Here is an 18,353-nt window from a genome sequence, read left to right as displayed (position 1 = left end):
ACGGCAGCTTTCCGGCGCGGAGCGTGCCGTAGCGACTGTCGCGAAGTGGCCGATGGCGATCCTCGACCCAAACCAGTCGATCACCGAATTGAAAAGCAGCCGTTTGCACCACCGGTGAGATAGGATATTGTTCACGATCATTGAAGGTGTGTTACTCGGATAGAAAATGGCAGGTCCGGCTCTTATGCGGATCGGCCTAAACATTGTTAGACGTCGTACAGAATGCGAAGCATAAACACGATTTCCGAATGGCGATGCCATGTGCTTCTGTTGGCTCTTGTCGCGTCAGCGATCTTGTTGCCATTACTTTCTGCGGGTGCCGAGGACTTGAAGACCGAGTTGGTCGAACGCATCACGAAAGAACAGGTTGCTACCTTATTCCCAAGCGCAGCCAAAGAAAATGTGCATACAAACTGGCCTCTTGTGCAGACGGAACTCCGGCAGTTTGGTCTCGGTGACAGTAAGGAAGTCGTCGTCTATGCGCTTGCCACCATTCGTGTCGAAACATCAAACTTCTCGCCGGACCCTGAGCGACCGAGTACCTATTCGAAGACGATCGATCAGCCAAGCTATGCCGGCATCCAAGCCCCGGGAACCGAACGCCCATTTGGCAAGTACGATTCGACCCTGACATTTCGCAAAGACGGAACACCGATCATCAACTTGCACTTGGGCAATTGCTACTACACCGGTATTGATGAAGAGCTGATGCGCTCTCGCCACGGAATGTTACCCCGGACTGAGTGTGAAGACGGAATTCTTTTCCGTGGTCGCGGTTTTGTCCAACTCACTGGCAGGTACAACTACGAGCAGATGCAGAAGCAGATCAAGGACAAAGTGAGCGTCGATATTGTCGAGAATCCTGACGAGGTAAGCAAGCCGGAAGTGGCAGCCAAGATATTGGCCGCGTACTTGTCAAACAACAGGGGCGAGATTGAGCAACTCTTGAACGGGAATAATTTAGCCTCAGCCCGGCGTATTGTGAACAAAGCAGCATTGGGACTGGACGTTTTCTCAACCGCCATCCACAAAGCGAAAATAATTGTTTCGACTGCGGAAAAAGGTGATTCAATGCCACCGTCCACGCCGACAGGCTTGTCTATTCAATAGCGGCTAAAATCCCCGATGCGTGCCGACGCCCAACCCCCGTCGCTCCAGCCGACGTGCTACGGCCTGCGGCCTCCGCACGCGGCTGAGCTCAAACGTTAATGCGATAGGACTGAGGACCGCTTTATTACGGTGCGATCTCGGCGCCGAACTTCCGTTCACAGTCGATCTCCAGCCGCCGCCATCCGACCCAAATCCGACGTCCACGACCGACCGTTATCAGGTGGTTCGCTGAATGACGGCCCCATCGGGATCCCACACTTGCGTCTTAAGTTAACGCCGAGGCCGGGATTTGATTTGAGGACGATTCAGCACCTTCAGCGTTGATGCGCATTTCGCAGTTTATACTATGAAGAACCCCTCCTTTTCAGGAAGGGACTTCCCGCTGGATTAGAGTTGCCTCTCCTCCATCCAGACCGAACGCCTCCAAATCTTCGTGTTTCCTACCAGCATTCTATTAAGTGCCATACCTTGTCAGGCTAAGATGCTATGCTATCCTTAGTGTAACGCCCAGTTTTCTATCTCTCTCGACATCTCGGAAGGCATGAAAGCTAGTACTTGGTTGAAAATCGTTGCGGCCGCGACGGTCTCTGGCCTGGCATTAGGCACGATCTACTTTTCCTATCTAACAGGCCGAGGGTTTATTGAATGGTTGGGCTATCTTGAAGCACCCGATATCGCACGATTGATCCTGGTTTTTGTATTTCCTTCACTGTGTGTCTGGGTTGCCATTGCTCGATATCTCTTCAACAAGCCTCTTTCTGTTTTCCTCCTTATCGGACTTTGCTGGCCGTTTATAGCGCTCTTTGTCGGCGCCAATGTGAATCATGAACCATTGACAACAGGCATCGACTTTTTCCCCATTGTGGACGTGACTATGTTAGTCCTCCTTCTCACGCTAGGCATGATGACTGGCTCGATCATGTATTGGTTGCTCGGGTATCCAGATGGACAAAGCATACCGCTTGCCCTCAACGACAGGGAACAGGAGTGTCATCTCCAGCCTGCAGACAGCCACTACATCCAGTCTCCGCGTCCTTGGGTCTCGTTCTCGCTCAGCCTACTCCCAGGATTAGGACAGTTATATAACGGTGAGTACATCAAGGCAGGGGTGTGTTATCTCGTGTGGATTGGAGGAGCCACATTAGTGAAGTTCTTTATCCTCCTGCATGTTCATTTTAAGCCGCCCTACAATGTCATCGCAGCAGTAACAGCAGCAGGCATCATTTATGTTGGCATCATGGCAGAAGCCCTGGTGACCGCACGCCGGCTGAGGAACGATCCAAGGGCACGCAGTTCGCACCCCTTAAGATGGTTCATCATCCTGGCAGTCGTCTTTCTGGTAAATTTTACTGCGAGGCCGCTTATCAGGACCGCAATCTATAATTTCTACGCTGCCCAGCATCACATTCAAAGTTCTGCCATGGATCCCACCTTGATAGGCGATGACATATTTCTAGTGGATCTCCGCGCATACACAGCTTCCCGTACACCGCAACGCGGAGACATCATCTCGATCCGAATTCCAAACGTAGACGTACCCTATTTTCGGCGGGTTGTCGGTTTACCAGGCGAGACTCTCGCGATCAATCACGATGGGATATGGATCAATGGAACACTGCTCAACGAACGCATCTCGATGCGGCCAACAATATCTCCGATCTCACAGCTCTCCCGTGGCGAAGCTCAAGCCTTTGGGCCAATCGTCGTCCCAGACGGGACAGTGTTTGTGCTAGCGGATAACCTCGCTACTACGTTTGATAGTCGTGAATTTGGACCTATTGCCATGAACCACATTAATGGAAGGGTTGCTGTGATCTATTGGTCCTGGGATGGCATTCAGCAAGACGCACGATGGGAACGCATCGGCCAGATGTTTTCGTCCACCAATCCCTAAGAGTAGCTCGCGATCTCTCCGGATATAAGAGACTGCAGATGCTCAACTGTACCGCTCAAAATCACGAATTCCTGAGCCGAACGCTAAATAGTGCGTGTTTTTCTTGGAAGGCCTATAAATAGGGTCTTTTAGCGATTATGTCAGAGCAAAATACGCACTTGCTCATGACTGGATCAGTAATCAGACCTTCCTTAGTATCCGGATCAAATTACATGTGCGTCAATGCGAACGTAGGAGAGCATGAGATAAGTCGAGCAGGTGGCTGGTTTCAAGTGGAGCAGTTGGCATATAGCACCAGAATGAGTGGCTGATTTGGATCGGAATGACTGACTGGTTTCCTCTGGAATACGTGGCTCATTTTGACCGGAATACGCAGCCAAACCCACTTGCGCCCAACAGAAGGGTGTATGACCGCATTATGGCGGGGCGATCCTGGCGCCGAATTTCCGTACTTGGCCGTTCTTCGACCATCGGTATCCGACCCTTAGCCGGAGTACACGACCGACCGCTACCAGAAGGGAAGGTCTTACGCCGATCCGCATAAGAACCCGTGATCAATGGTCGATGGGCCGCAACTCATTGCACCACCGTCGATGTTGGGATATTGTTCACGATCATTGAAGGTGTGTTACGCGGATAGAACATGGCAGATCCGGTTCTTATGATGGATCCGCCTAAACATTGTTAGGCCGTAACGGAGCGCATTGTGTCTTGGAGCACAGTTGTTCTGACCGCCCTTGGCTTACTGGTGGTTGGCTTGTTTCAAGCAGCCTGGACGCTTATATTCTCACCTAGGTTGTTTCATCGAAATAAGGATTCCATTTCGCTCAATGATCGCATCGACGCAAAGTCACGACGAGACAAGATCGCGGCTTCGGTTTTCTTGCTACTTACGGCACTGTTCTCAATCTGGAATATAAGGGACTCAGCTATGAACGAACCTGCATCGAAGAAAGAGTTCACCGATCTCGCCGCGCGGGTGACAAAGCTGGAGAACGACAGGCCTCCGGGTACGAATGCAGAGATTGACAAGCGTCTGGCCTCGCTTGAGCAGTCACTTTCCAGTGCAAGCCAGCAGGCCAAGGGGCTGGCTACCCGAGAGGATCTCAAGAAGACTCGAAAGGAACTTGAGGAGACGATCGAAAAGATCGTCGCTGAGGTTCAAAAGTTGCGTACAGCCCTGCAGCAACGAGGCCAAGCGCAGGGAGGCTAGTTGCGGCCTAACCCGCGCGTCGAGCCGACGGCCCAAAGCAGTACGAGCGAAGCGAGTACGCTTTGGGTTCTCTCGCTGCGCTCGGCCTCGGCTCACGCGCAGCGTTACGGCGACAGGGGTGAGGACCGCTTTGGGGTGGTGCAATCTCGGCGTCATGAACGGTACAGTTCGTCGATTCCGATAACCTCAATCTCCGCAATTCTCGATCAGACCTCAATCTCCCACGAGACAACACCCCTTAGCTAAACGAGGAGTGAGCAAACGATTCACTCGTTCGCAGATAAGATCTCTGATAGTGTCTTCGCTTTATTGTGGAGTCAGGAACGAATCCAGTCCGCGAGGATCTCCGCTTCCTTTGATAGAAAGTCTTTCTGCTGGATGAAGTTCTCCCGTAATTCCTCAATAGCGGTCGTATTCGCCTTACGGCTTAGGGTGGCAATCGCTCTTGGGTAATATTGGGAGAGGAAGGCGATGGAGTCTATTGTATTCCGTTGGATCGAGGAAAAGGGAAGGCCACACATCGCATATGGGCGTCGATCTTGTCGTTCATAGACGTGATTCTGTGAGGCCCAGAGCGCTACTGGTAATGATTTTCCGAGTTCCCTCTGGAAAAAAGACGTGCCGACTGCCTGGGCCTCTGCCTCTGTCACAGGAAACAAGGTTCCGATATAGGCGCTGGCCCCAGGAAACATAAATCGCTTACTTAATTCATGCCACGATGAGCATGCGTTGTTAAAAACGATCGGCGTACAGCCAGGTGCGAAACCGTGCATCATGGGAAGCCACACGTCATCGCTCATCCGAAGTCCCATGGAGCCGTTAACGCGAATGATCTCTTCGCTTGCTACTCGGTATTTTGCGCGCTCCTGGACATCGCCCATTGCTGACCAGGTGGAGATCGCTGAGCCTACATACAGGGAAGATTTCGCGACCGAATCCGACCAATCAACTCCGTCTAATTCGTGAAAACGACAGAATGTTTGGACGCACACTTTCTCGGTTGTGGGGTCGTATCCAAACCCAACAGCCTCATCGACTACAAGGCATCGAGCAATACCTTCGCTGTCCGTGAATTTATAGGTCACCCGTTTGCCTGAAACATCACCTGCATGCGTCGAAATGACGACAATGTCGAATGGTACAGTCTCGAGCAACATTCGGACATTGTGCACTGTCGCGCGGGGTCCTGCCTGAATACGAACTAGAGTTTGATTCTGTTTCAATGATTCCCGTATTGCCTCGATTTCCGATCCTGCGATGTGATCCGATTGGATCAGCAGCGCTGTCCTTGCGCTCTTGCCAGTACGGGAAGCCGCCCATATCCCTTCCACTATCATGCGTCCCAAATCCGGATATGCGAAGAGATGTGTTGTGGGACGCTCTGGCATGGCCATTCCCCAAGGGAAGCCGTTGGTGATGAACAAAACCTGCTTGTATTCTCGAAAGTCAAAGGCAGGGAGTCTTGTGCGAACGCGATCGCGTATGCAGGCAAATCGCGTTGTGACATTCTCCCCTGATCCGAGGGCATAGATTTCCTCCAGCCATTGATCTTGATCACGATCTGGAAGCTGAGGGACAGTTAAAAAAGATGCATCAGTAGCGAAGGCCAAGTTGCTCCCGGTCACTTCCGCGAGATCCTCCCCTGCCTCGCAGACGATCAACAGGTGAGTTCCACCTGAGACAAAATTGATTGGCGGCGATGTCTCCTCAGCCGTGTCCAGGAACTTCTTCGAGCGACGGGCCAACAGAAGACCAACGCCGAGGTGGTCTCGGCCCCAAGCCAGCTTTTCAGCTGGGCCTTTCGTCCAACCTCTGAGAGCAGATCGCGCCTCTTCTCGAGTGTTGGCGGAAATGAACATGCCGGCCGGCTGGCGCTCAGATAGTGCACAACTTTGATCGGCTGGCAAATTAGCGAATACTACTCGACGAGTTTGAGCCAGCGAGAGGGCATTGGTCCGTCTAATCACTTCGTTTGTGTAGTCAGGTCGAGTCAGACGAGGCCCATCCATGACGGTGAGATAACGCCGAGGACGGGTAAACAGCGATGAAATCTCTGCCGCAAGCCAGGCGTCATCGCCAACGATTGCTACATGTTCGAACGACGGTATGGCAATCATGCAGTTGTGATACTTGAAACGAGAAAAAGAAAGGCTGACTTGTTAGAGTCATCCTGATTCGCACGCGATGACTTGCCTTTAGCTTCACCGTGCAAGAGTAGTATTTATAGCAAGCCGATGCATTAGGTGTAAATCTGAGATGACGGGAATGGTCGCGGGCCCTTACAATAAGTGCAATACCACATGGGAAGAAACTGGCTCAGATAGCCAAACTCAAATGGGTTCAAGTCTTGGAATCGAACATTATGTGTCCCGTCTGCGCGGACAGTGACGGTGCCTGCGACACTTCGCGGAGGGATTTCGTGAGAACTCCCGCTTCAGCGCCGAGCTGTTGTTCGAACGTTGTTCCTACTTGTCAAATCTTTCGGCTGTTTCCCGTCAGGCACTCCTCCTCCGCTACGCTCGGCGGTTACCGGGCAGGTTCATGCGACAGGGCTGAGGACCGCTTTGGGGTGGTGCAATCTCGGCGCCGAATGTCCGCTCTTGGCCGAATGCCGACGGTCGCAAAGTGGAGAGTCAGACGTTCTGTACAATAACCAGTCGGTCATTGCCCAGAAGCAGCTTTGGACTTCGATGTCTGGTTTTCATAGAATAGCCTCCCTGCGAGGCTACTGATGTGTGGACGCTTCACCCAGACGGCTACCCCGGAAGTCATCGCGGAACAGTTTCAGGTTGACGATCCCCCGCTGTTCAAGCCCAACTACAACATCTCCCCAACGCAACGTGTGGCGGTCGTTCGTCTCAATCCTGAGTCTGTGAAACGTGATTGCGTCTTGCTTCGCTGGGGCCTGATTCCTTCTTGGGCCAAGGATGCCAAGATCGGCAACCAGTGTATCAACGCCAAGGGTGAGACCGTGGCCGAGAAACCCGCCTTTCGATCTGCATTCAAGAAGCGGCGATGCCTGGTCATTGCCGACGGGTTCTATGAGTGGCAAAGGTTGGGTGAGCGAAAACAGCCCATCTGGATTGGTCGAAAGGACAAGCGGCCGTTTGCCTTTGCGGGGCTATGGGAACATTGGAAACCCGCTGAAGGCGAGCCGATCGAGACCTGCGCAATTATTACCACGGAGCCCAATGACCTGATGGCGCCAATTCACAATCGGATGCCAGTGATCCTTGCGCCTGCCTCGTATATCCCATGGCTCGATCACACCACACCCGCCGATTCGCTGAAGGCCTTGCTGCGTCCGTATCCCAGTACCGAACTTCAGGCCTATCCAGTCAGTACCCTGGTCAACAACCCGCGGCACAACGCTCCCGCCTGTCTTGAGCCAGCCCAGGCCTAGGGAGTAGACTACAGCCCTTCCTGGCTCTGAGGAACTGTCATGCACATCGATGCCGTCTACGCGCCTGATCTCTCCACCCGCTACAAGCTCCCCGTGTTCCTGGGCCGCCTGCCGGCTGGCTTCCCGTCGCCGGCCGATGATTATCTCGAAGGCAAACTGGATCTCAACCGGCACCTGATTAAGCACCCCGCCGCGACTTTCTTTGTGCGCGTGTCCGGAGACTCGATGCTCGGTGCCGGCATTCATACGGGGGACTTATTGGTTGTGGATCGGTCCCTTGAAGCGGTCGACGGCAATGTGATCGTCGCGGCGCTGGATGGCGAACTCACCGTGAAACGTCTCTCCAAACGGGGCACCGCAGTGCGCCTGCTCCCGGAGAACCGAAACTACCAGCCGATCGAGGTTCAACCGCAGCAAGAGTTTGAAATCTGGGGCGTCGTCACCAACGTCATTCACGCGCTGTAGGGTCCGATGTCTCCAGTCTTGGCCCTCGTCGATTGCAACAACTTCTACGCATCCTGCGAACGAGTGTTTAACCCCAAGCTCGAGCGTCAGCCGGTTGTCGTCCTGTCCAACAATGACGGCTGTGTCGTGGCTCGCTCGAACGAAGCGAAGGCCCTGGGCATCGGGATGGGGGTGCCGGAGTTTCAGATTCGCCCGCTTCTTGACGCGCACGACGTCCAGGTCTTCTCATCGAACTACGCGCTCTACGGGGATATGTCACAGCGCGTGATGGCGTGCCTCGAACAATTCTGTCCGGATCTGGAGAGGTACTCAATCGACGAAGCGTTTCTGGGGTTCTCCGGTTTCGCCTCGCGAAACCTCACGGACTATGGACGTGTCATCCGCGCCACAGTGAAACGCTGGACCGGCATCCCGGTATCGGTGGGGATTGCGGAGACGAAAGTCCTGGCGAAGATCGCCACCAGAATCGCGAAGCGCACTCCCGATGCCGGCAGCGTGGTTGATCTGCGCGCCTGTCCAGATCGAGACGCCCTGCTCAGTCGGATTGCCGTTGAAGATGTCTGGGGCATTGGTCCCAACTATGCTCGGTTCCTTACCCAGCACGGCATTACCACGGCCCTTCAGCTGCGCCAGGCGGATGACCAGTTTATCCGCACGCACATGGGCGTTGTCGGACTGCGCCTGGTGATGGAACTGCGCGGGATGTCCTGCCTGGACGTGGAGCAGTGCCCAGTGCCCAAGCAAGGGATCACCTGCTCGCGGGCCTTCGGAACGATGGTGGGCACGCTGGCGGAGATGGAGGAAGCGGGGTCGAGCTACACGACGCGCGCGGCGGAGAAGCTGCGGGCGGAGCACCTGGCCGCCACCGTGCTGACCGTGTTTCTGCACACGAATCCATTCCAGGATACTCCGCAGTATTACAATGCCCTGACGCGCAAGCTCCCGGTGGCCACGGACAGCACACCTGAACTGATTCGGTCTGCGATAGAGGGCATACGGACGATCTACCGCAAGGGGTTCCTCTACAAGAAGGTCGGGATCATGTTGACGGGACTGGTTCCAGCGAGCCAGGTGCAGACAGACCTTTTCGACCAACACGATCGGGCGCGATCGAAGAAGTTGATGACGGCGCTGGATTCGATCAATAACCGGTTTGGGTCTGGCACGCTGCACTATGCCTCCAACGGAATCACGAAGGCGTGGCGGACGCAGTTTCGTCACAGCTCACCGGCCTACACCACGAGCTGGGATGACCTTCCCATAGTGAAGGCCTAATCGGCATGAGCGATCAGCACCGCCCCAAACGCGAGTCCATGTCGATCGAGGAAGCGACGATCTCCAATATGTGGGAGATTGCGGCAATTGTGGAACTGTTAGAACGGAAAGGGCTCTGTAGCAAGCAAGACTTGTTCGACATCATCGCTGACTTTCGGAAGAAGAATCCCCGCGCCACGATCCCCGAAACCGCGTTTCCTGAGCCGTATGTGCTTTCCCAAACCGAAGAGCAGATCATTGACGACCTGCTCGCCGTGCTCAATCAGCATGGGCTTACGTCGCACCAGGCCACGAACCTGCTGGAACGGCTGGGGCGGATTATTGAAATGGGCCAGCGGTTGGCGAAAGGGACCACACATTAGCAAGGAGGCTTTCATGCTCTCAGTGGTAAAGAAATGGGCGATTGGGTTCGTGGTGATCACATTGCTATTCGGTGTGGTTCCTGTCTTCCCCTTGACTGAAACGACACCCTCGATCCTTCACGCCGCTGAACCCATCGACCTCAACATGGCCACGGCAGACCAACTCAAGGCGCTGCCCGGGATTGGTGATGCCTATTCCGAGAAGATCATCAAGGGCCGACCGTACAAGCGGAAGGATGAACTGGTGCAGAAGAAAGTTGTCCCACAAGCGACGTATGACAAGATCAAGGAGCACGTTGTGGCGAAGCAGAAGTAACCCATTGGCCAACGGGATGGGGCAGCGGATTGCATACTCCTGGTATTAATAGCCATGAAGCAGATCTACCGCATTGATCATGAACCATCATGGACACATTCGTGGTTTGTGACTGTCCAACGGCGGGGCCGGGTCTACCATCGGCATTTTGCCGACAACGTGTACGGCGGGAAGCGGAAGGCCCTTGCCGTAGCAGAGAGGTATCGAAACTGGCTGATTGCCCGCCTGCGACCAATGACCCGGCGAGAAATCTGCCGGATCAAGAAGAAGAACAACCGGTCCGGGATCTCAGGGGTCACAAGAATTGACGCTATGGAGACAGGCCGGGGGCGACCTCGTCACCGACAGTATTGGCTTGCACAATGGCCGATTGGGGGCGGCAAGGCCAAGACTAGAAAGTTTTCGATTACGCGGTACGGCGAACAGGGGGCATTTCAGCGGGCAGTACAGGCACGACGGAAGGCACTACGAGCTTTGGCCTCCCGCTAGTCTTCCTTGATAAACTGTCGCCCGAACGTGGTGCAACAGACTCGTTCGTAGTTCTGCGACCTATTACAAGGTCAAAGATCAGGTGGTGGCGAAGCAGAAGTAAGAATGTTCTAGGGCCGTTGACTCTAGAGGAAACTGTCATGGGACCAGAGGAAGATAGTTCCGAGTATGAAAAGAGAGTTGCCTTCGCGCTTGGAACAGTTCTGGGGGACATTCTCAAGTCGTCATCTAATGAACTGGGCAAATTGTATATTAGGATGCATGTGGGGGACGGATTCTTTCGTGGACGGCCAATGACAGAGGAACTGGCCAGAGAAACCAGGTATGAGCTGATTCCATATGGAGCTGCTCTGGCCGCAGTGCTGTTATATAAGTGGCCTCACCGGACAAGTCCAGAAGGTCCGATCCTCTACCATCTTGAGAAAGCAATATTCAGCCTAAACCTTGAGAACACAAAACCGACATACGCTCACTACCTCGATCGCTATCATCATCCTAGGACCTCTGACCCTTCATCATTTCCCCGAGAGAGCATTATTCATCGCGAGTTTGCCCAGAGTCTCGCAAAAACTTGGAATCTTTTCGAGCGAATCCCCCCCCACTCGGCAAAGCGAATATATTGCGACCTTGAGGGATTTATCGGAGCAAATGGAAGCAGTGCTGAATGCCGCCTTGGATGGTATATGGCCAAAGCCCTAACCTAATGTCTGCCAGAAATTATCGAGCTGTGGCTCTGTTCTTCGCTTGCAGAGCCACATTTGGTCTTACTGTTCTTGCGCTTGGTTCAATTGTATGCGCAGCAGCCGAGATTTCAGGTCCCGTTACTTCCGTCCTTGACGGCGACACCATCGAGGTTCTGCACAACCAACACCCTGAACGCATCCGGCTCCACGGCATCGACTGCCCGGAGAAAGGCCAAGCGTTCGGCAATAAGGCGAAGCAGGCGACCGCAGCCCTGGTCTTTGGCAAAGAAGTCACGCTCCAGACCTACGGCAAGGATATGTACAAGCGCACCCTGGCTGATGTGTTTCTTCCCGATGGCACCAACGTCAATCACGAACTGGTCAAAGACGGCTGGTGCTGGTGGTATCGGAAGTATGCCCCCAAGGATATCGAGCTCAAGACGTTAGAAGAGCAGGCGCGCCAGTCGAAGAAAGGGCTGTGGGGTGAGCGCGCACCCGTGCCGCCTTGGGAGTGGCGTCGTGATGCGCGCGCGACGCGCTGAACGACGGAGACAGGCAGGAGACTCCGTTTGTAGTGGTGGGGCTGGGTTGGTCGACCATCAGGTGTGCCGATCAACGCAGTCGTCATTCGTCGGATTCGACATCTCAATGCCCGCTGTGTGAGGTGGGGGGCAATCCTCGTCATATCGGAATTTGGGTTAGAACACGACGCGCTGATTCCAACTCGCCATGCCTCCTGTCGTGGGCGGCGGTTCAGCGACGGCGACTCGCCGGCGTGAGGCTTTCGGGGTGGCGGAGCGGTTCCGCTGAGGTTCTTTCTTCATGCGCCGACTGAATTCAGCCAGCAGCATTGCGCGATGGAGTGCGGTCCGCTCCGCTGGGCTTTTGCGCATCAGATACTGATAGAGCGCTTGCTCGTCCGGCCGCTGCCGTAGGTACAAGGTGAGACGACGGATGCTCGGCATCGTGCTTAGACCATGGCTTCATCCGGATCGAGCGCCGGCTTTGCAGGCACGTGGTCTACGTAGGCGAGTTGGGGCGGGGGCCCGTAGATTCGCAGTCCCACATTGAGATAGCCGCGCGCATTGGCAAATTGGGCATCGGAGACGACGAGGATGCCTTCTCGGAACCCCTTGAGAAAGGGGTAGAGGAGTTTCGCGCCACCCCCACAGAGGATCACCGCTTCATAGGCGGCGGCATGTGGCCCCCACAAGTCGGTCATTTTCGCCAGGACCTGGCCGGCGGACTCCTTAGCGAGCTGGGTAACGCGATCGGTGATGTAATCGTGCGCGACGGGTCGGCCTTGGGTGCGTAATTCCTCTTCGCCGCGATGGGCCCGCTCAACTTCGTGTGGATCGACGGGGCGGCTGAGTTTCGCCTGCAGTTCGGTCGCCACGGTGGCAAAGATGTCGTTGATGCCGAGCCGGATGCCGACCGAGGCTTGGCTGATGAGATCCTGGCCGGTCATGGCCACGAATTCCGTGGTCCACGTGCCGATATCGACGAGCGCGACCTTATTGCGTGGGTGCTCCAACGTCGGTTCGCTAAAGTAGGCGCCGACGCCTTGTGGGATCACCGTCACATGCTGCGCGCGGAGCCCGCTCTTAATCGTCTGCGCGACATGCCCCATGCCTTGTTGGGCCATGTATTTATCCAACGGCAAGCCGGTCACGATGCAGGCGCCGTCCGGGATGAATTTCTTGGCCTGCGCGATGAGGGCCCGATAGTGGGGGAGCGTCCACCACATATTGTGCAGGTTGGAGAACCGTTCGGCGTGCCCGATCGCCCGTTCGCCGACGATATACCGGATGTCGTCCACCAGCACTTCATCGCTGTCTTGCATCGGATGGAGTTGCATCATGATGGTGGGGGCCACGGCGGCTGCCACCGAGGGGAACATCAACCGTTGGCCATCCTCCCGCACGATTTTGGTAAATCCGTACCCGAGGTCAATCCCGACGACCGGGCCCCGTGGTTTCGAGGAGCCGTCCGTGGATCGTGGCTCCCGACGTCGTGACGATTTTTTCACTCCCATACTTTCCTCCTTCGTGGTGTGTGTCTGCTGACTGCTACCACCCTATTACGTCTTCGGCATCAAGAGGCTCCCCGTGTGTCCCGATCTGCTGGATGCAGATTCTTCCTCATTGAGCCGTTCTGGCATGGAGTGACTGGCTATATCCCCGCTATTCATGCGGGGATTCGCTCGTAGAGTGGTGCGAAAAGTGGTGCACTCCTCCCCTGAGCCATTGTGGAAGTCCGCGCTATAGCTAGGGATTCTTGTCATTCCGCGTTCTGAAGGCTGGGGGACAGATTGGGGGAGCTGGTCGGGTGCGAAGATTGGCGCCCTGGGGAGCGTAATAGGTGAATAGGTCGTCGGGCGAGAGGGTTTCTGGGCATGAGTGGGGTTGGGCTGTCGCCGTGATGTCGAACCATAATCAATAAAGATTACTTGATAGAAAACATCACTACTACAGAACGGAGGTAGTGGGTATGGATACTCAGCCCGTGACGGCTGAACCGAGTCTGGATCAGGGACTGGCGGCAGATCGGTATGCAGCCGGTCGGACGGAAGAACACCTGCATACGGCGGGTGTGACACCACCTAGTTTAGCGACGTTACAGAAGATCGAGTATCAGAAGGAGGTGCAGGCGTTGCTGGCGAAGATCCAGACCACGATGCCGAGCCTACTGCCGTGGGTGGAAACGACCGTGATCAGCCTGGTGAATCCGCAGTGGCATGTGCAGAAGATCGACGCCGCCTTGGAGCATATCTTCCAACGGGAACCGGCCGCGAGTCCACGACGAGCGGCCAACGAAGTCGCGCATTATAAACGGATTCCGGATGAGAAATATAATTACGTGTGGAAACGGGCGCAAATCGTGAAGCGGCGCATACAGAAACGACACGAACGAGCAGAGTTAGCCGACATGATGGAGGACTGCTGAGATGTCAGGCCGTACCCATGCCATGGTGCCAGCGGGTCTGTCCGCCCTCCTCTTCCAGGGCGATCCCCTTCTGACTCTCACGGCTGCATTGGCTGGATTAGCGCCGGATATTGATGAACCTTGGTCAGTGATCGGACAACGGTTCTGGTTTCTGTCGTGGTGGATTAAGTACCTCGTGGGACATCGGACGCTCAGTCACTCATTGATGTTAATTCCCCTGGCTGGGGTGGTTGGGTTAGTCTGTGAGATGGCACCGATGATGATTGTGGCAATCTTGGTGGGGGTTGGCACGCATGTGGTGTTAGATGGATTAAGTGGGGGAGTGTTCTTGTGGTGGCCGTCGAAAGTCCGATGGGTGTTGGGTCGATATCCGGTCTATGGACGGTTAGACCAGCTCCTGATGGGACTGGGATTGGTCTGTGCGGTGGCGGGAATCCTGATGCGGATTCAGACGGAAGTGGCAGGTATGCGGTTGCCTGGGTAACTGGTAAGAAGTTGTCGAGTAGGAGTGGATGTATGAATGTCGAACATCGATGGTCGGCCGTGTGTTACCGAGCCCGTGTCCAACATCAACGGCAAATTGCGATGTGTGTGTCTGGCGAAGGGGGAGTGTTGGTTGGTCAGGGTCGTGAAGTCGAGGTTATTCTCTTTCTGGGGGAAAATTGTGAAACCCTGACTGTCCAGAGAGAAAAGTGGACGGGGTTATTGGAGCATTATATACAAGAAGCTCAGCGACTGGGTGGAGTGGCAGTTGGGGTCATTGTGTCGGGTGTGCTGCCGGAAGAGGAGGCAGGTAAACTGCATTTACGGCCAGCCTTGTTGACGCAGGTGATGGGGGTCGGGGTGTGTGATGGGCGACGGTTTGAGATTGGACATCGGTATGAATCTGAAGGGGAGGAGATGGTGTTCTATGGTCCAATCTCACGAGATGGAACAAAAGTGGAATCGTGGAAGGCAGAATTGGGAATGGAAGGAGTGTTGGTAGGGCCTTGGCCATTTCGATTTATCCAGCGAGTCCCTTCTGGCGGCGAAGTGCGAACAGAGTGAGCACGAAGCCGCCACTCTGTCACGGACTGGTGAACGATCCAGCGACGATAGAGGCATCCACGCTAACGACCATCCTCCTCATAATCTCAGAAGCACGGCATTATCTGACATCAGACAGTCTGATGAAGGCGCTACTGCTTTGAGTCCCGCCGCGAACCCACGCATCGTGTGGGTGAAGCGGCGTCTCCCTCTACGTCGGTGATCACATCAGCCAGGCGAGTAACCACCAAGATTTCGACTGATGCCAAATTGCGAGGGCAGATCAGGCGCCAGAGTGTGTCTGAGGCCCGATCTGTTGCGGAGTGCCCGTCGCAAACGGCGGCCCAGCTAGGAGTCACCTCCTCCAATCTCTGAAGACGGTGCTGAGTCGGCGCCCCCTTCAATCGACATATGTGGTGTCGGGCGTGTGATCCGGCCGCGGAGTCCTCGCAGCATGCGAGGGCGGAGCGGCCATCCTTCCAAGACGGTGTGGAGCTGACTGACCGACTTGAACGGTCATCGATCGCTTACAAGGCGATGGCTCTAGGAGTTGAGCTAAGCCAGCCTGTGGACTGATGTCTGCTGCAGGGCGGTTCGTAAGGCGGCTCGGGATTCTGCGTCACGTACGGCGATACGTTCACGCTGGACAGATCGGCGTTTGGCCAAATCATCGAGCGAGTGATGGGACAACTCACGGAGCTTGGCCTGTGCGTGGGCTGACATATGGAATCGTTGCATGGGGCATCCTCCAAGACATGATGGATTAGAGTATGAAGTGTCACTGGCGACGTACCCTGCGAGCAACGCGAGCCTGATTAGGAGTGGGCAAGAGATTGCTGAAGGTGGTGGCGAGTGGCGCGTCGACTCCATCGCCGCCAATAGCGCTTGGTCAGGCCTTTGATTCGATCGAGTGGGTATTGGCCATCACCGGTGTACTCCCAAAGAATCCCGGTACGTCGGCGCCCACGTCGTTGTTTCCGGGCATGGCTGTGATTGGGGGTGGGCTTCCGGGAGTGACGCATGATGATCTCACACGATCCGAGTGAATGGGTCCTCGATGAGGGCAGGCTCCCCTTCACACCAGTAACCCGGTGTTGAGGCCGGGGCACACCTAGCCTGCCCTCCCTCCGGTCATCACTGTTCAGGTCTGTTCGACAACAGCTAGCCGCCTGAACTCTCATCGAGGAAGCCGCGAGATCAACCGCGGCTGGCCAGAACGTTAATTGGGATGATGCTCGACACGGAAAAACAGGGGCTTCTGTTGAATCGGGACGGAGAGTTCCAGATAAATCACACACTGCCCATTTTCCCAAATGCGTTGCGCTGGTCGTAGCGTGGCCAGCATCAAGTCCTGGGCTGTCACAAACTGTTCGGCTTTGGCAAACGCAATGGCATTAGCCAATTGCCGTTTGGCTCGTGTCGTGGCGAGATCACAGGAGAGGGATTCCTGAGCCGAGTATCCTATCGACCATCCTTTTGCTTGCAGGACAATGACGGGAGTCGTCGCCTTGTCGCTGTGGATGAGATGTGATGGCTCGCTCGGTTCAGCTAAGACGGGTTGGCTGATAATCAGCAGCAAGGCTAGGATGAATAGTAGGTGCATGATGAACCTCCGAGGCTGTGACGTGTGAGACTGCCCCCACACGCATCCTGCCCGCAGAGCGGGCCTCTCACGGGATAAGGTGGTGCGGCAACGGGACGTGGGGAGTTATGTGAAGCTGAGTTAACGGGCAGAGGAGGTCGGACGTCGGTAATTTTCTCTGATGGGATGAGAGGCAGCGGACAAATCCAGGTTGAGCGGCCGCTGTCGAGTGCGGAGATCTCTGGACCGTTGGAGCCAAGGGACCAGCACGACGGTCATGATCACAACCAACACAGCGCCCAAACCGATCGCCGGGATGATGAGAGCAGGATAGGACGTCATCAACACCTCCTCAAGGAATGGTTAGAGAATGGGTAGAGTTGCAGATCTGAAAAACGCTCAACGCCAATGATGTGCTGTGACGCTAAACGGCGTGATCGATCTCGTTCGGTGACAGTCAGCGACACAGTCGCTTCCATCATCAGCCCCGCTCCTCTTTCCCTGCTCATACATGGTGAGATCGTTCTGGTCAGGGGCACTGGCCATTACAATGACCAGCCAGCAGCGCCGAATCGGCCCGACTCCTTAGAGGATGGCTGCTTCTAAGCCTACCTTTCGTCGGTGTTGAGCTGGGTGATCGATTCAGTGAGTGGTACGCGATCGTCCCTGCGTACCAGAGGGTGGACGGTATTCTCGATATTACCTGCCGTCTCAGGGGGCCAGGAGATCATCCTGGTACAGCGATCGTGTGAGAACGGAGGCTACGAGGAGCGTGACGGCCCCCCGTAGCCGACAGATGTTACGCGGCCTGGCGTTGTTCGCCCTTCCGCTGAACCACCTGATACTTGGACGCGATCAGCTCCAAGCGGGTCCGTTTCTGACCTTCGGTGCTTTCCCAGGCATTCTCCTGGAGCCGGCCTTCAACTTCGACGTAATCACCCTTGTTGACTTCATTGGCGAACGTCATCGCCTTGTCTCCGAACATCGTGAGCGGGACACGAGTCGTCTTGGTGACGCGTTTGCCCTTGTCATCGTCGTACTCACTCTTGATGTACAACGTGCAGCTGACCACGGGCTTCTTTCGTGTGCTCCGTATCTCGGGCTTGTTCCCGATTCTGGCCCGGCACACAAACTGGTTCTTGTCGTTCCAGGGTTTCGAGCTGGACTGCGGGTTGCTGGATGATTCTTCTGACATGGGACACCTCCTAAAGTGACTCGTGATGAGTCAGTGATGAACACAGGTCGTGACTTACGCGGCCTGTAACGCGAGATCAATATTGAGTGGAGCCTGTGTCTCGCGCACGAAGGCTCGCACAATGGTGGTGATCCGACGCCTCATGCGTGGCGTGGTCACCGAAAGAATCGTCAAGGTGCATGAACTAGCGGCCGTGGCCGCTCGGGCGATCACGATGTCCGCAATGTCTCCGGAGTTGAGATTGGTAAAGTGGATCGTTTGACGGGATGCGGAATAGGCGCCAAGAGTTCCGTGGATCATGGACGAACGAGCGCTGCCGAGAAGGGCGATGGCCAGACTCAACGGGGTGTCACACTGAATGGGTTGACGCCTCATGCACACTCCTTTCAACGAC

Annotated in this window: 23 protein-coding genes and 1 tRNA gene; 15 read left to right on the top strand and 9 right to left on the bottom strand. The window is 55.3% G+C overall.

Features of this window, described 5'->3' with window-relative positions:
• The first annotated feature begins 339 nt into the window (after positions 1-339).
• The 3 genes from H8K04_20875 to H8K04_20865 all read left to right on the top strand — a co-directional run bounded on the left by H8K04_20875 (position 340) and on the right by H8K04_20865 (position 4,217).
• Positions 340-1,110: a hypothetical protein gene (locus H8K04_20875; GenBank protein ID UVT18134.1), complete on the top strand. Its 771-nt coding sequence runs from the start codon at positions 340-342 to the stop codon at positions 1,108-1,110.
• Positions 1,111-1,651: 541 nt separating this feature from the next.
• A complete protein-coding gene (gene lepB, locus H8K04_20870; GenBank protein ID UVT18133.1) occupies positions 1,652-3,004 on the top strand; it encodes a signal peptidase I in 1,353 nt (450 codons plus the stop codon).
• A 931-nt stretch (positions 3,005-3,935) separates the two neighbouring features.
• Positions 3,936-4,217: a hypothetical protein gene (locus H8K04_20865; GenBank protein UVT18132.1), complete on the top strand. Its 282-nt coding sequence runs from the start codon at positions 3,936-3,938 to the stop codon at positions 4,215-4,217.
• 317 nt (positions 4,218-4,534) lie between these two features.
• On the opposite strand, the gene H8K04_20860 is transcribed toward H8K04_20865, so the two are convergent.
• Positions 4,535-5,842 carry a hypothetical protein gene (locus tag H8K04_20860; protein UVT18131.1) on the bottom strand — a complete coding sequence of 436 codons (1,308 nt, stop codon included), beginning with the start codon at positions 5,840-5,842 and terminating at the stop codon, positions 4,535-4,537.
• 1,106 nt (positions 5,843-6,948) lie between these two features.
• On the opposite strand from H8K04_20860, the gene H8K04_20855 reads away from it, so the two are divergent.
• The 8 genes from H8K04_20855 (at position 6,949) to H8K04_20820 (ending at position 11,752) form a co-directional block, all read left to right on the top strand.
• The gene (locus H8K04_20855) at positions 6,949-7,620 is read left to right on the top strand and encodes an SOS response-associated peptidase (GenBank protein UVT18130.1); all 672 of its coding nucleotides are present in this window, start codon (positions 6,949-6,951) and stop codon (positions 7,618-7,620) included.
• Positions 7,621-7,659: 39 nt separating this feature from the next.
• Positions 7,660-8,085 carry a translesion error-prone DNA polymerase V autoproteolytic subunit gene (umuD, locus tag H8K04_20850; GenBank protein ID UVT18129.1) on the top strand — a complete coding sequence of 142 codons (426 nt, stop codon included), beginning with the start codon at positions 7,660-7,662 and terminating at the stop codon, positions 8,083-8,085.
• Positions 8,086-8,091: 6 nt separating this feature from the next.
• On the top strand, positions 8,092-9,360 hold the full coding sequence (locus tag H8K04_20845; GenBank protein UVT18128.1) for a Y-family DNA polymerase: 1,269 nt from the start codon (positions 8,092-8,094) through the stop codon (positions 9,358-9,360).
• A 5-nt stretch (positions 9,361-9,365) separates the two neighbouring features.
• A complete protein-coding gene (locus H8K04_20840; protein ID UVT18127.1) occupies positions 9,366-9,722 on the top strand; it encodes a hypothetical protein in 357 nt (118 codons plus the stop codon).
• Between the two features lie 13 nt (positions 9,723-9,735).
• Positions 9,736-10,038 carry a helix-hairpin-helix domain-containing protein gene (locus tag H8K04_20835; protein UVT18126.1) on the top strand — a complete coding sequence of 101 codons (303 nt, stop codon included), beginning with the start codon at positions 9,736-9,738 and terminating at the stop codon, positions 10,036-10,038.
• 54 nt (positions 10,039-10,092) lie between these two features.
• On the top strand, positions 10,093-10,527 hold the full coding sequence (locus H8K04_20830) for an AP2 domain-containing protein (GenBank protein UVT18125.1): 435 nt from the start codon (positions 10,093-10,095) through the stop codon (positions 10,525-10,527).
• Between the two features lie 140 nt (positions 10,528-10,667).
• Positions 10,668-11,231: a hypothetical protein gene (locus H8K04_20825; GenBank protein ID UVT18124.1), complete on the top strand. Its 564-nt coding sequence runs from the start codon at positions 10,668-10,670 to the stop codon at positions 11,229-11,231.
• A gap of 23 nt (positions 11,232-11,254) precedes the next feature.
• A complete protein-coding gene (locus H8K04_20820) occupies positions 11,255-11,752 on the top strand; it encodes a thermonuclease family protein (protein UVT18123.1) in 498 nt (165 codons plus the stop codon).
• Between the two features lie 156 nt (positions 11,753-11,908).
• Here H8K04_20820 and H8K04_20815 read toward each other — a convergent pair whose 3' ends face one another.
• Positions 11,909-12,175 carry a hypothetical protein gene (locus H8K04_20815; protein ID UVT18122.1) on the bottom strand — a complete coding sequence of 89 codons (267 nt, stop codon included), beginning with the start codon at positions 12,173-12,175 and terminating at the stop codon, positions 11,909-11,911.
• Between the two features lie 5 nt (positions 12,176-12,180).
• Complete coding sequence (locus tag H8K04_20810) at positions 12,181-13,245, bottom strand: ParM/StbA family protein (GenBank protein ID UVT18121.1); 1,065 nt, start codon at positions 13,243-13,245, stop codon at positions 12,181-12,183.
• A gap of 455 nt (positions 13,246-13,700) precedes the next feature.
• Between H8K04_20810 and H8K04_20805 the strand changes: the two genes are divergently transcribed.
• From H8K04_20805 to H8K04_20795, 3 genes are read left to right on the top strand one after another with little or no spacing between them, the layout of a single operon-like run.
• On the top strand, positions 13,701-14,156 hold the full coding sequence (locus H8K04_20805) for a hypothetical protein (GenBank protein UVT18120.1): 456 nt from the start codon (positions 13,701-13,703) through the stop codon (positions 14,154-14,156).
• A gap of 1 nt (position 14,157) precedes the next feature.
• Positions 14,158-14,640 (top strand): metal-dependent hydrolase, encoded by a 483-nt coding sequence (locus tag H8K04_20800; GenBank protein UVT18119.1) that lies wholly within the window; start codon positions 14,158-14,160, stop codon positions 14,638-14,640.
• Between the two features lie 32 nt (positions 14,641-14,672).
• Positions 14,673-15,203, top strand: a complete 531-nt coding sequence (locus tag H8K04_20795; protein UVT18118.1) for a hypothetical protein — start codon at positions 14,673-14,675, stop codon at positions 15,201-15,203.
• Between the two features lie 469 nt (positions 15,204-15,672).
• On the opposite strand, the gene H8K04_20790 is transcribed toward H8K04_20795, so the two are convergent.
• Positions 15,673-15,747, bottom strand: a tRNA-Thr gene (locus tag H8K04_20790).
• Positions 15,738-15,920 carry a hypothetical protein gene (locus tag H8K04_20785; protein ID UVT18117.1) on the bottom strand — a complete coding sequence of 61 codons (183 nt, stop codon included), beginning with the start codon at positions 15,918-15,920 and terminating at the stop codon, positions 15,738-15,740. Before H8K04_20785 ends, H8K04_20790 begins: the two co-directional genes overlap by 10 nt.
• An 83-nt stretch (positions 15,921-16,003) precedes the next feature.
• On the opposite strand from H8K04_20785, the gene H8K04_20780 reads away from it, so the two are divergent.
• A complete protein-coding gene (locus tag H8K04_20780) occupies positions 16,004-16,228 on the top strand; it encodes a hypothetical protein (protein ID UVT18116.1) in 225 nt (74 codons plus the stop codon).
• Between the two features lie 173 nt (positions 16,229-16,401).
• On the opposite strand, the gene H8K04_20775 is transcribed toward H8K04_20780, so the two are convergent.
• The 4 genes from H8K04_20775 to H8K04_20760 form a co-directional block, all read right to left on the bottom strand.
• Entirely contained in the window at positions 16,402-16,785 is a 384-nt protein-coding gene (locus H8K04_20775) for a hypothetical protein (protein ID UVT18115.1), read from the bottom strand.
• A gap of 120 nt (positions 16,786-16,905) precedes the next feature.
• Positions 16,906-17,106, bottom strand: coding sequence for a hypothetical protein (locus H8K04_20770; GenBank protein UVT18114.1), 201 nt, complete (start codon positions 17,104-17,106; stop codon positions 16,906-16,908).
• 457 nt (positions 17,107-17,563) lie between these two features.
• Positions 17,564-17,959 (bottom strand): single-stranded DNA-binding protein, encoded by a 396-nt coding sequence (locus H8K04_20765; GenBank protein ID UVT18113.1) that lies wholly within the window; start codon positions 17,957-17,959, stop codon positions 17,564-17,566.
• A 54-nt stretch (positions 17,960-18,013) separates the two neighbouring features.
• Positions 18,014-18,334, bottom strand: coding sequence for a hypothetical protein (locus H8K04_20760; protein UVT18112.1), 321 nt, complete (start codon positions 18,332-18,334; stop codon positions 18,014-18,016).
• Between the last annotated feature and the right edge of the window lie 19 nt (positions 18,335-18,353).

The organism is Nitrospira sp., assembly GCA_024760525.1.
Taxonomy (GTDB): domain Bacteria; phylum Nitrospirota; class Nitrospiria; order Nitrospirales; family Nitrospiraceae; genus Nitrospira_D.
This window is presented reverse-complemented; position numbering and strand designations above follow the sequence as displayed.

What these genes read in the sequence shown, in the direction of transcription:
- H8K04_20835 (UVT18126.1), top strand. Translation starts at nt 9,736, where the DNA reads ATGCTCTCAGTGGTAAAGAAATGGGCGATTGGGTTCGTGGTGATCACA.
- lepB (UVT18133.1), top strand. Translation starts at nt 1,652, where the DNA reads ATGAAAGCTAGTACTTGGTTGAAAATCGTTGCGGCCGCGACGGTCTCT.
- H8K04_20805 (UVT18120.1), top strand. Translation starts at nt 13,701, where the DNA reads ATGGATACTCAGCCCGTGACGGCTGAACCGAGTCTGGATCAGGGACTG.
- umuD (UVT18129.1), top strand. Translation starts at nt 7,660, where the DNA reads ATGCACATCGATGCCGTCTACGCGCCTGATCTCTCCACCCGCTACAAG.
- H8K04_20810 (UVT18121.1), bottom strand. Translation starts at nt 13,245, where the DNA reads ATGGGAGTGAAAAAATCGTCACGACGTCGGGAGCCACGATCCACGGAC.
- H8K04_20830 (UVT18125.1), top strand. Translation starts at nt 10,093, where the DNA reads ATGAAGCAGATCTACCGCATTGATCATGAACCATCATGGACACATTCG.
- H8K04_20815 (UVT18122.1), bottom strand. Translation starts at nt 12,175, where the DNA reads ATGCCGAGCATCCGTCGTCTCACCTTGTACCTACGGCAGCGGCCGGAC.
- H8K04_20795 (UVT18118.1), top strand. Translation starts at nt 14,673, where the DNA reads ATGAATGTCGAACATCGATGGTCGGCCGTGTGTTACCGAGCCCGTGTC.
- H8K04_20825 (UVT18124.1), top strand. Translation starts at nt 10,668, where the DNA reads ATGGGACCAGAGGAAGATAGTTCCGAGTATGAAAAGAGAGTTGCCTTC.
- H8K04_20785 (UVT18117.1), bottom strand. Translation starts at nt 15,920, where the DNA reads ATGCAACGATTCCATATGTCAGCCCACGCACAGGCCAAGCTCCGTGAG.
- H8K04_20765 (UVT18113.1), bottom strand. Translation starts at nt 17,959, where the DNA reads ATGTCAGAAGAATCATCCAGCAACCCGCAGTCCAGCTCGAAACCCTGG.
- H8K04_20775 (UVT18115.1), bottom strand. Translation starts at nt 16,785, where the DNA reads ATGCACCTACTATTCATCCTAGCCTTGCTGCTGATTATCAGCCAACCC.
- H8K04_20760 (UVT18112.1), bottom strand. Translation starts at nt 18,334, where the DNA reads ATGAGGCGTCAACCCATTCAGTGTGACACCCCGTTGAGTCTGGCCATC.
- H8K04_20845 (UVT18128.1), top strand. Translation starts at nt 8,092, where the DNA reads ATGTCTCCAGTCTTGGCCCTCGTCGATTGCAACAACTTCTACGCATCC.
- H8K04_20855 (UVT18130.1), top strand. Translation starts at nt 6,949, where the DNA reads ATGTGTGGACGCTTCACCCAGACGGCTACCCCGGAAGTCATCGCGGAA.
- H8K04_20840 (UVT18127.1), top strand. Translation starts at nt 9,366, where the DNA reads ATGAGCGATCAGCACCGCCCCAAACGCGAGTCCATGTCGATCGAGGAA.
- H8K04_20770 (UVT18114.1), bottom strand. Translation starts at nt 17,106, where the DNA reads ATGACGTCCTATCCTGCTCTCATCATCCCGGCGATCGGTTTGGGCGCT.
- H8K04_20800 (UVT18119.1), top strand. Translation starts at nt 14,158, where the DNA reads ATGTCAGGCCGTACCCATGCCATGGTGCCAGCGGGTCTGTCCGCCCTC.
- H8K04_20865 (UVT18132.1), top strand. Translation starts at nt 3,936, where the DNA reads ATGAACGAACCTGCATCGAAGAAAGAGTTCACCGATCTCGCCGCGCGG.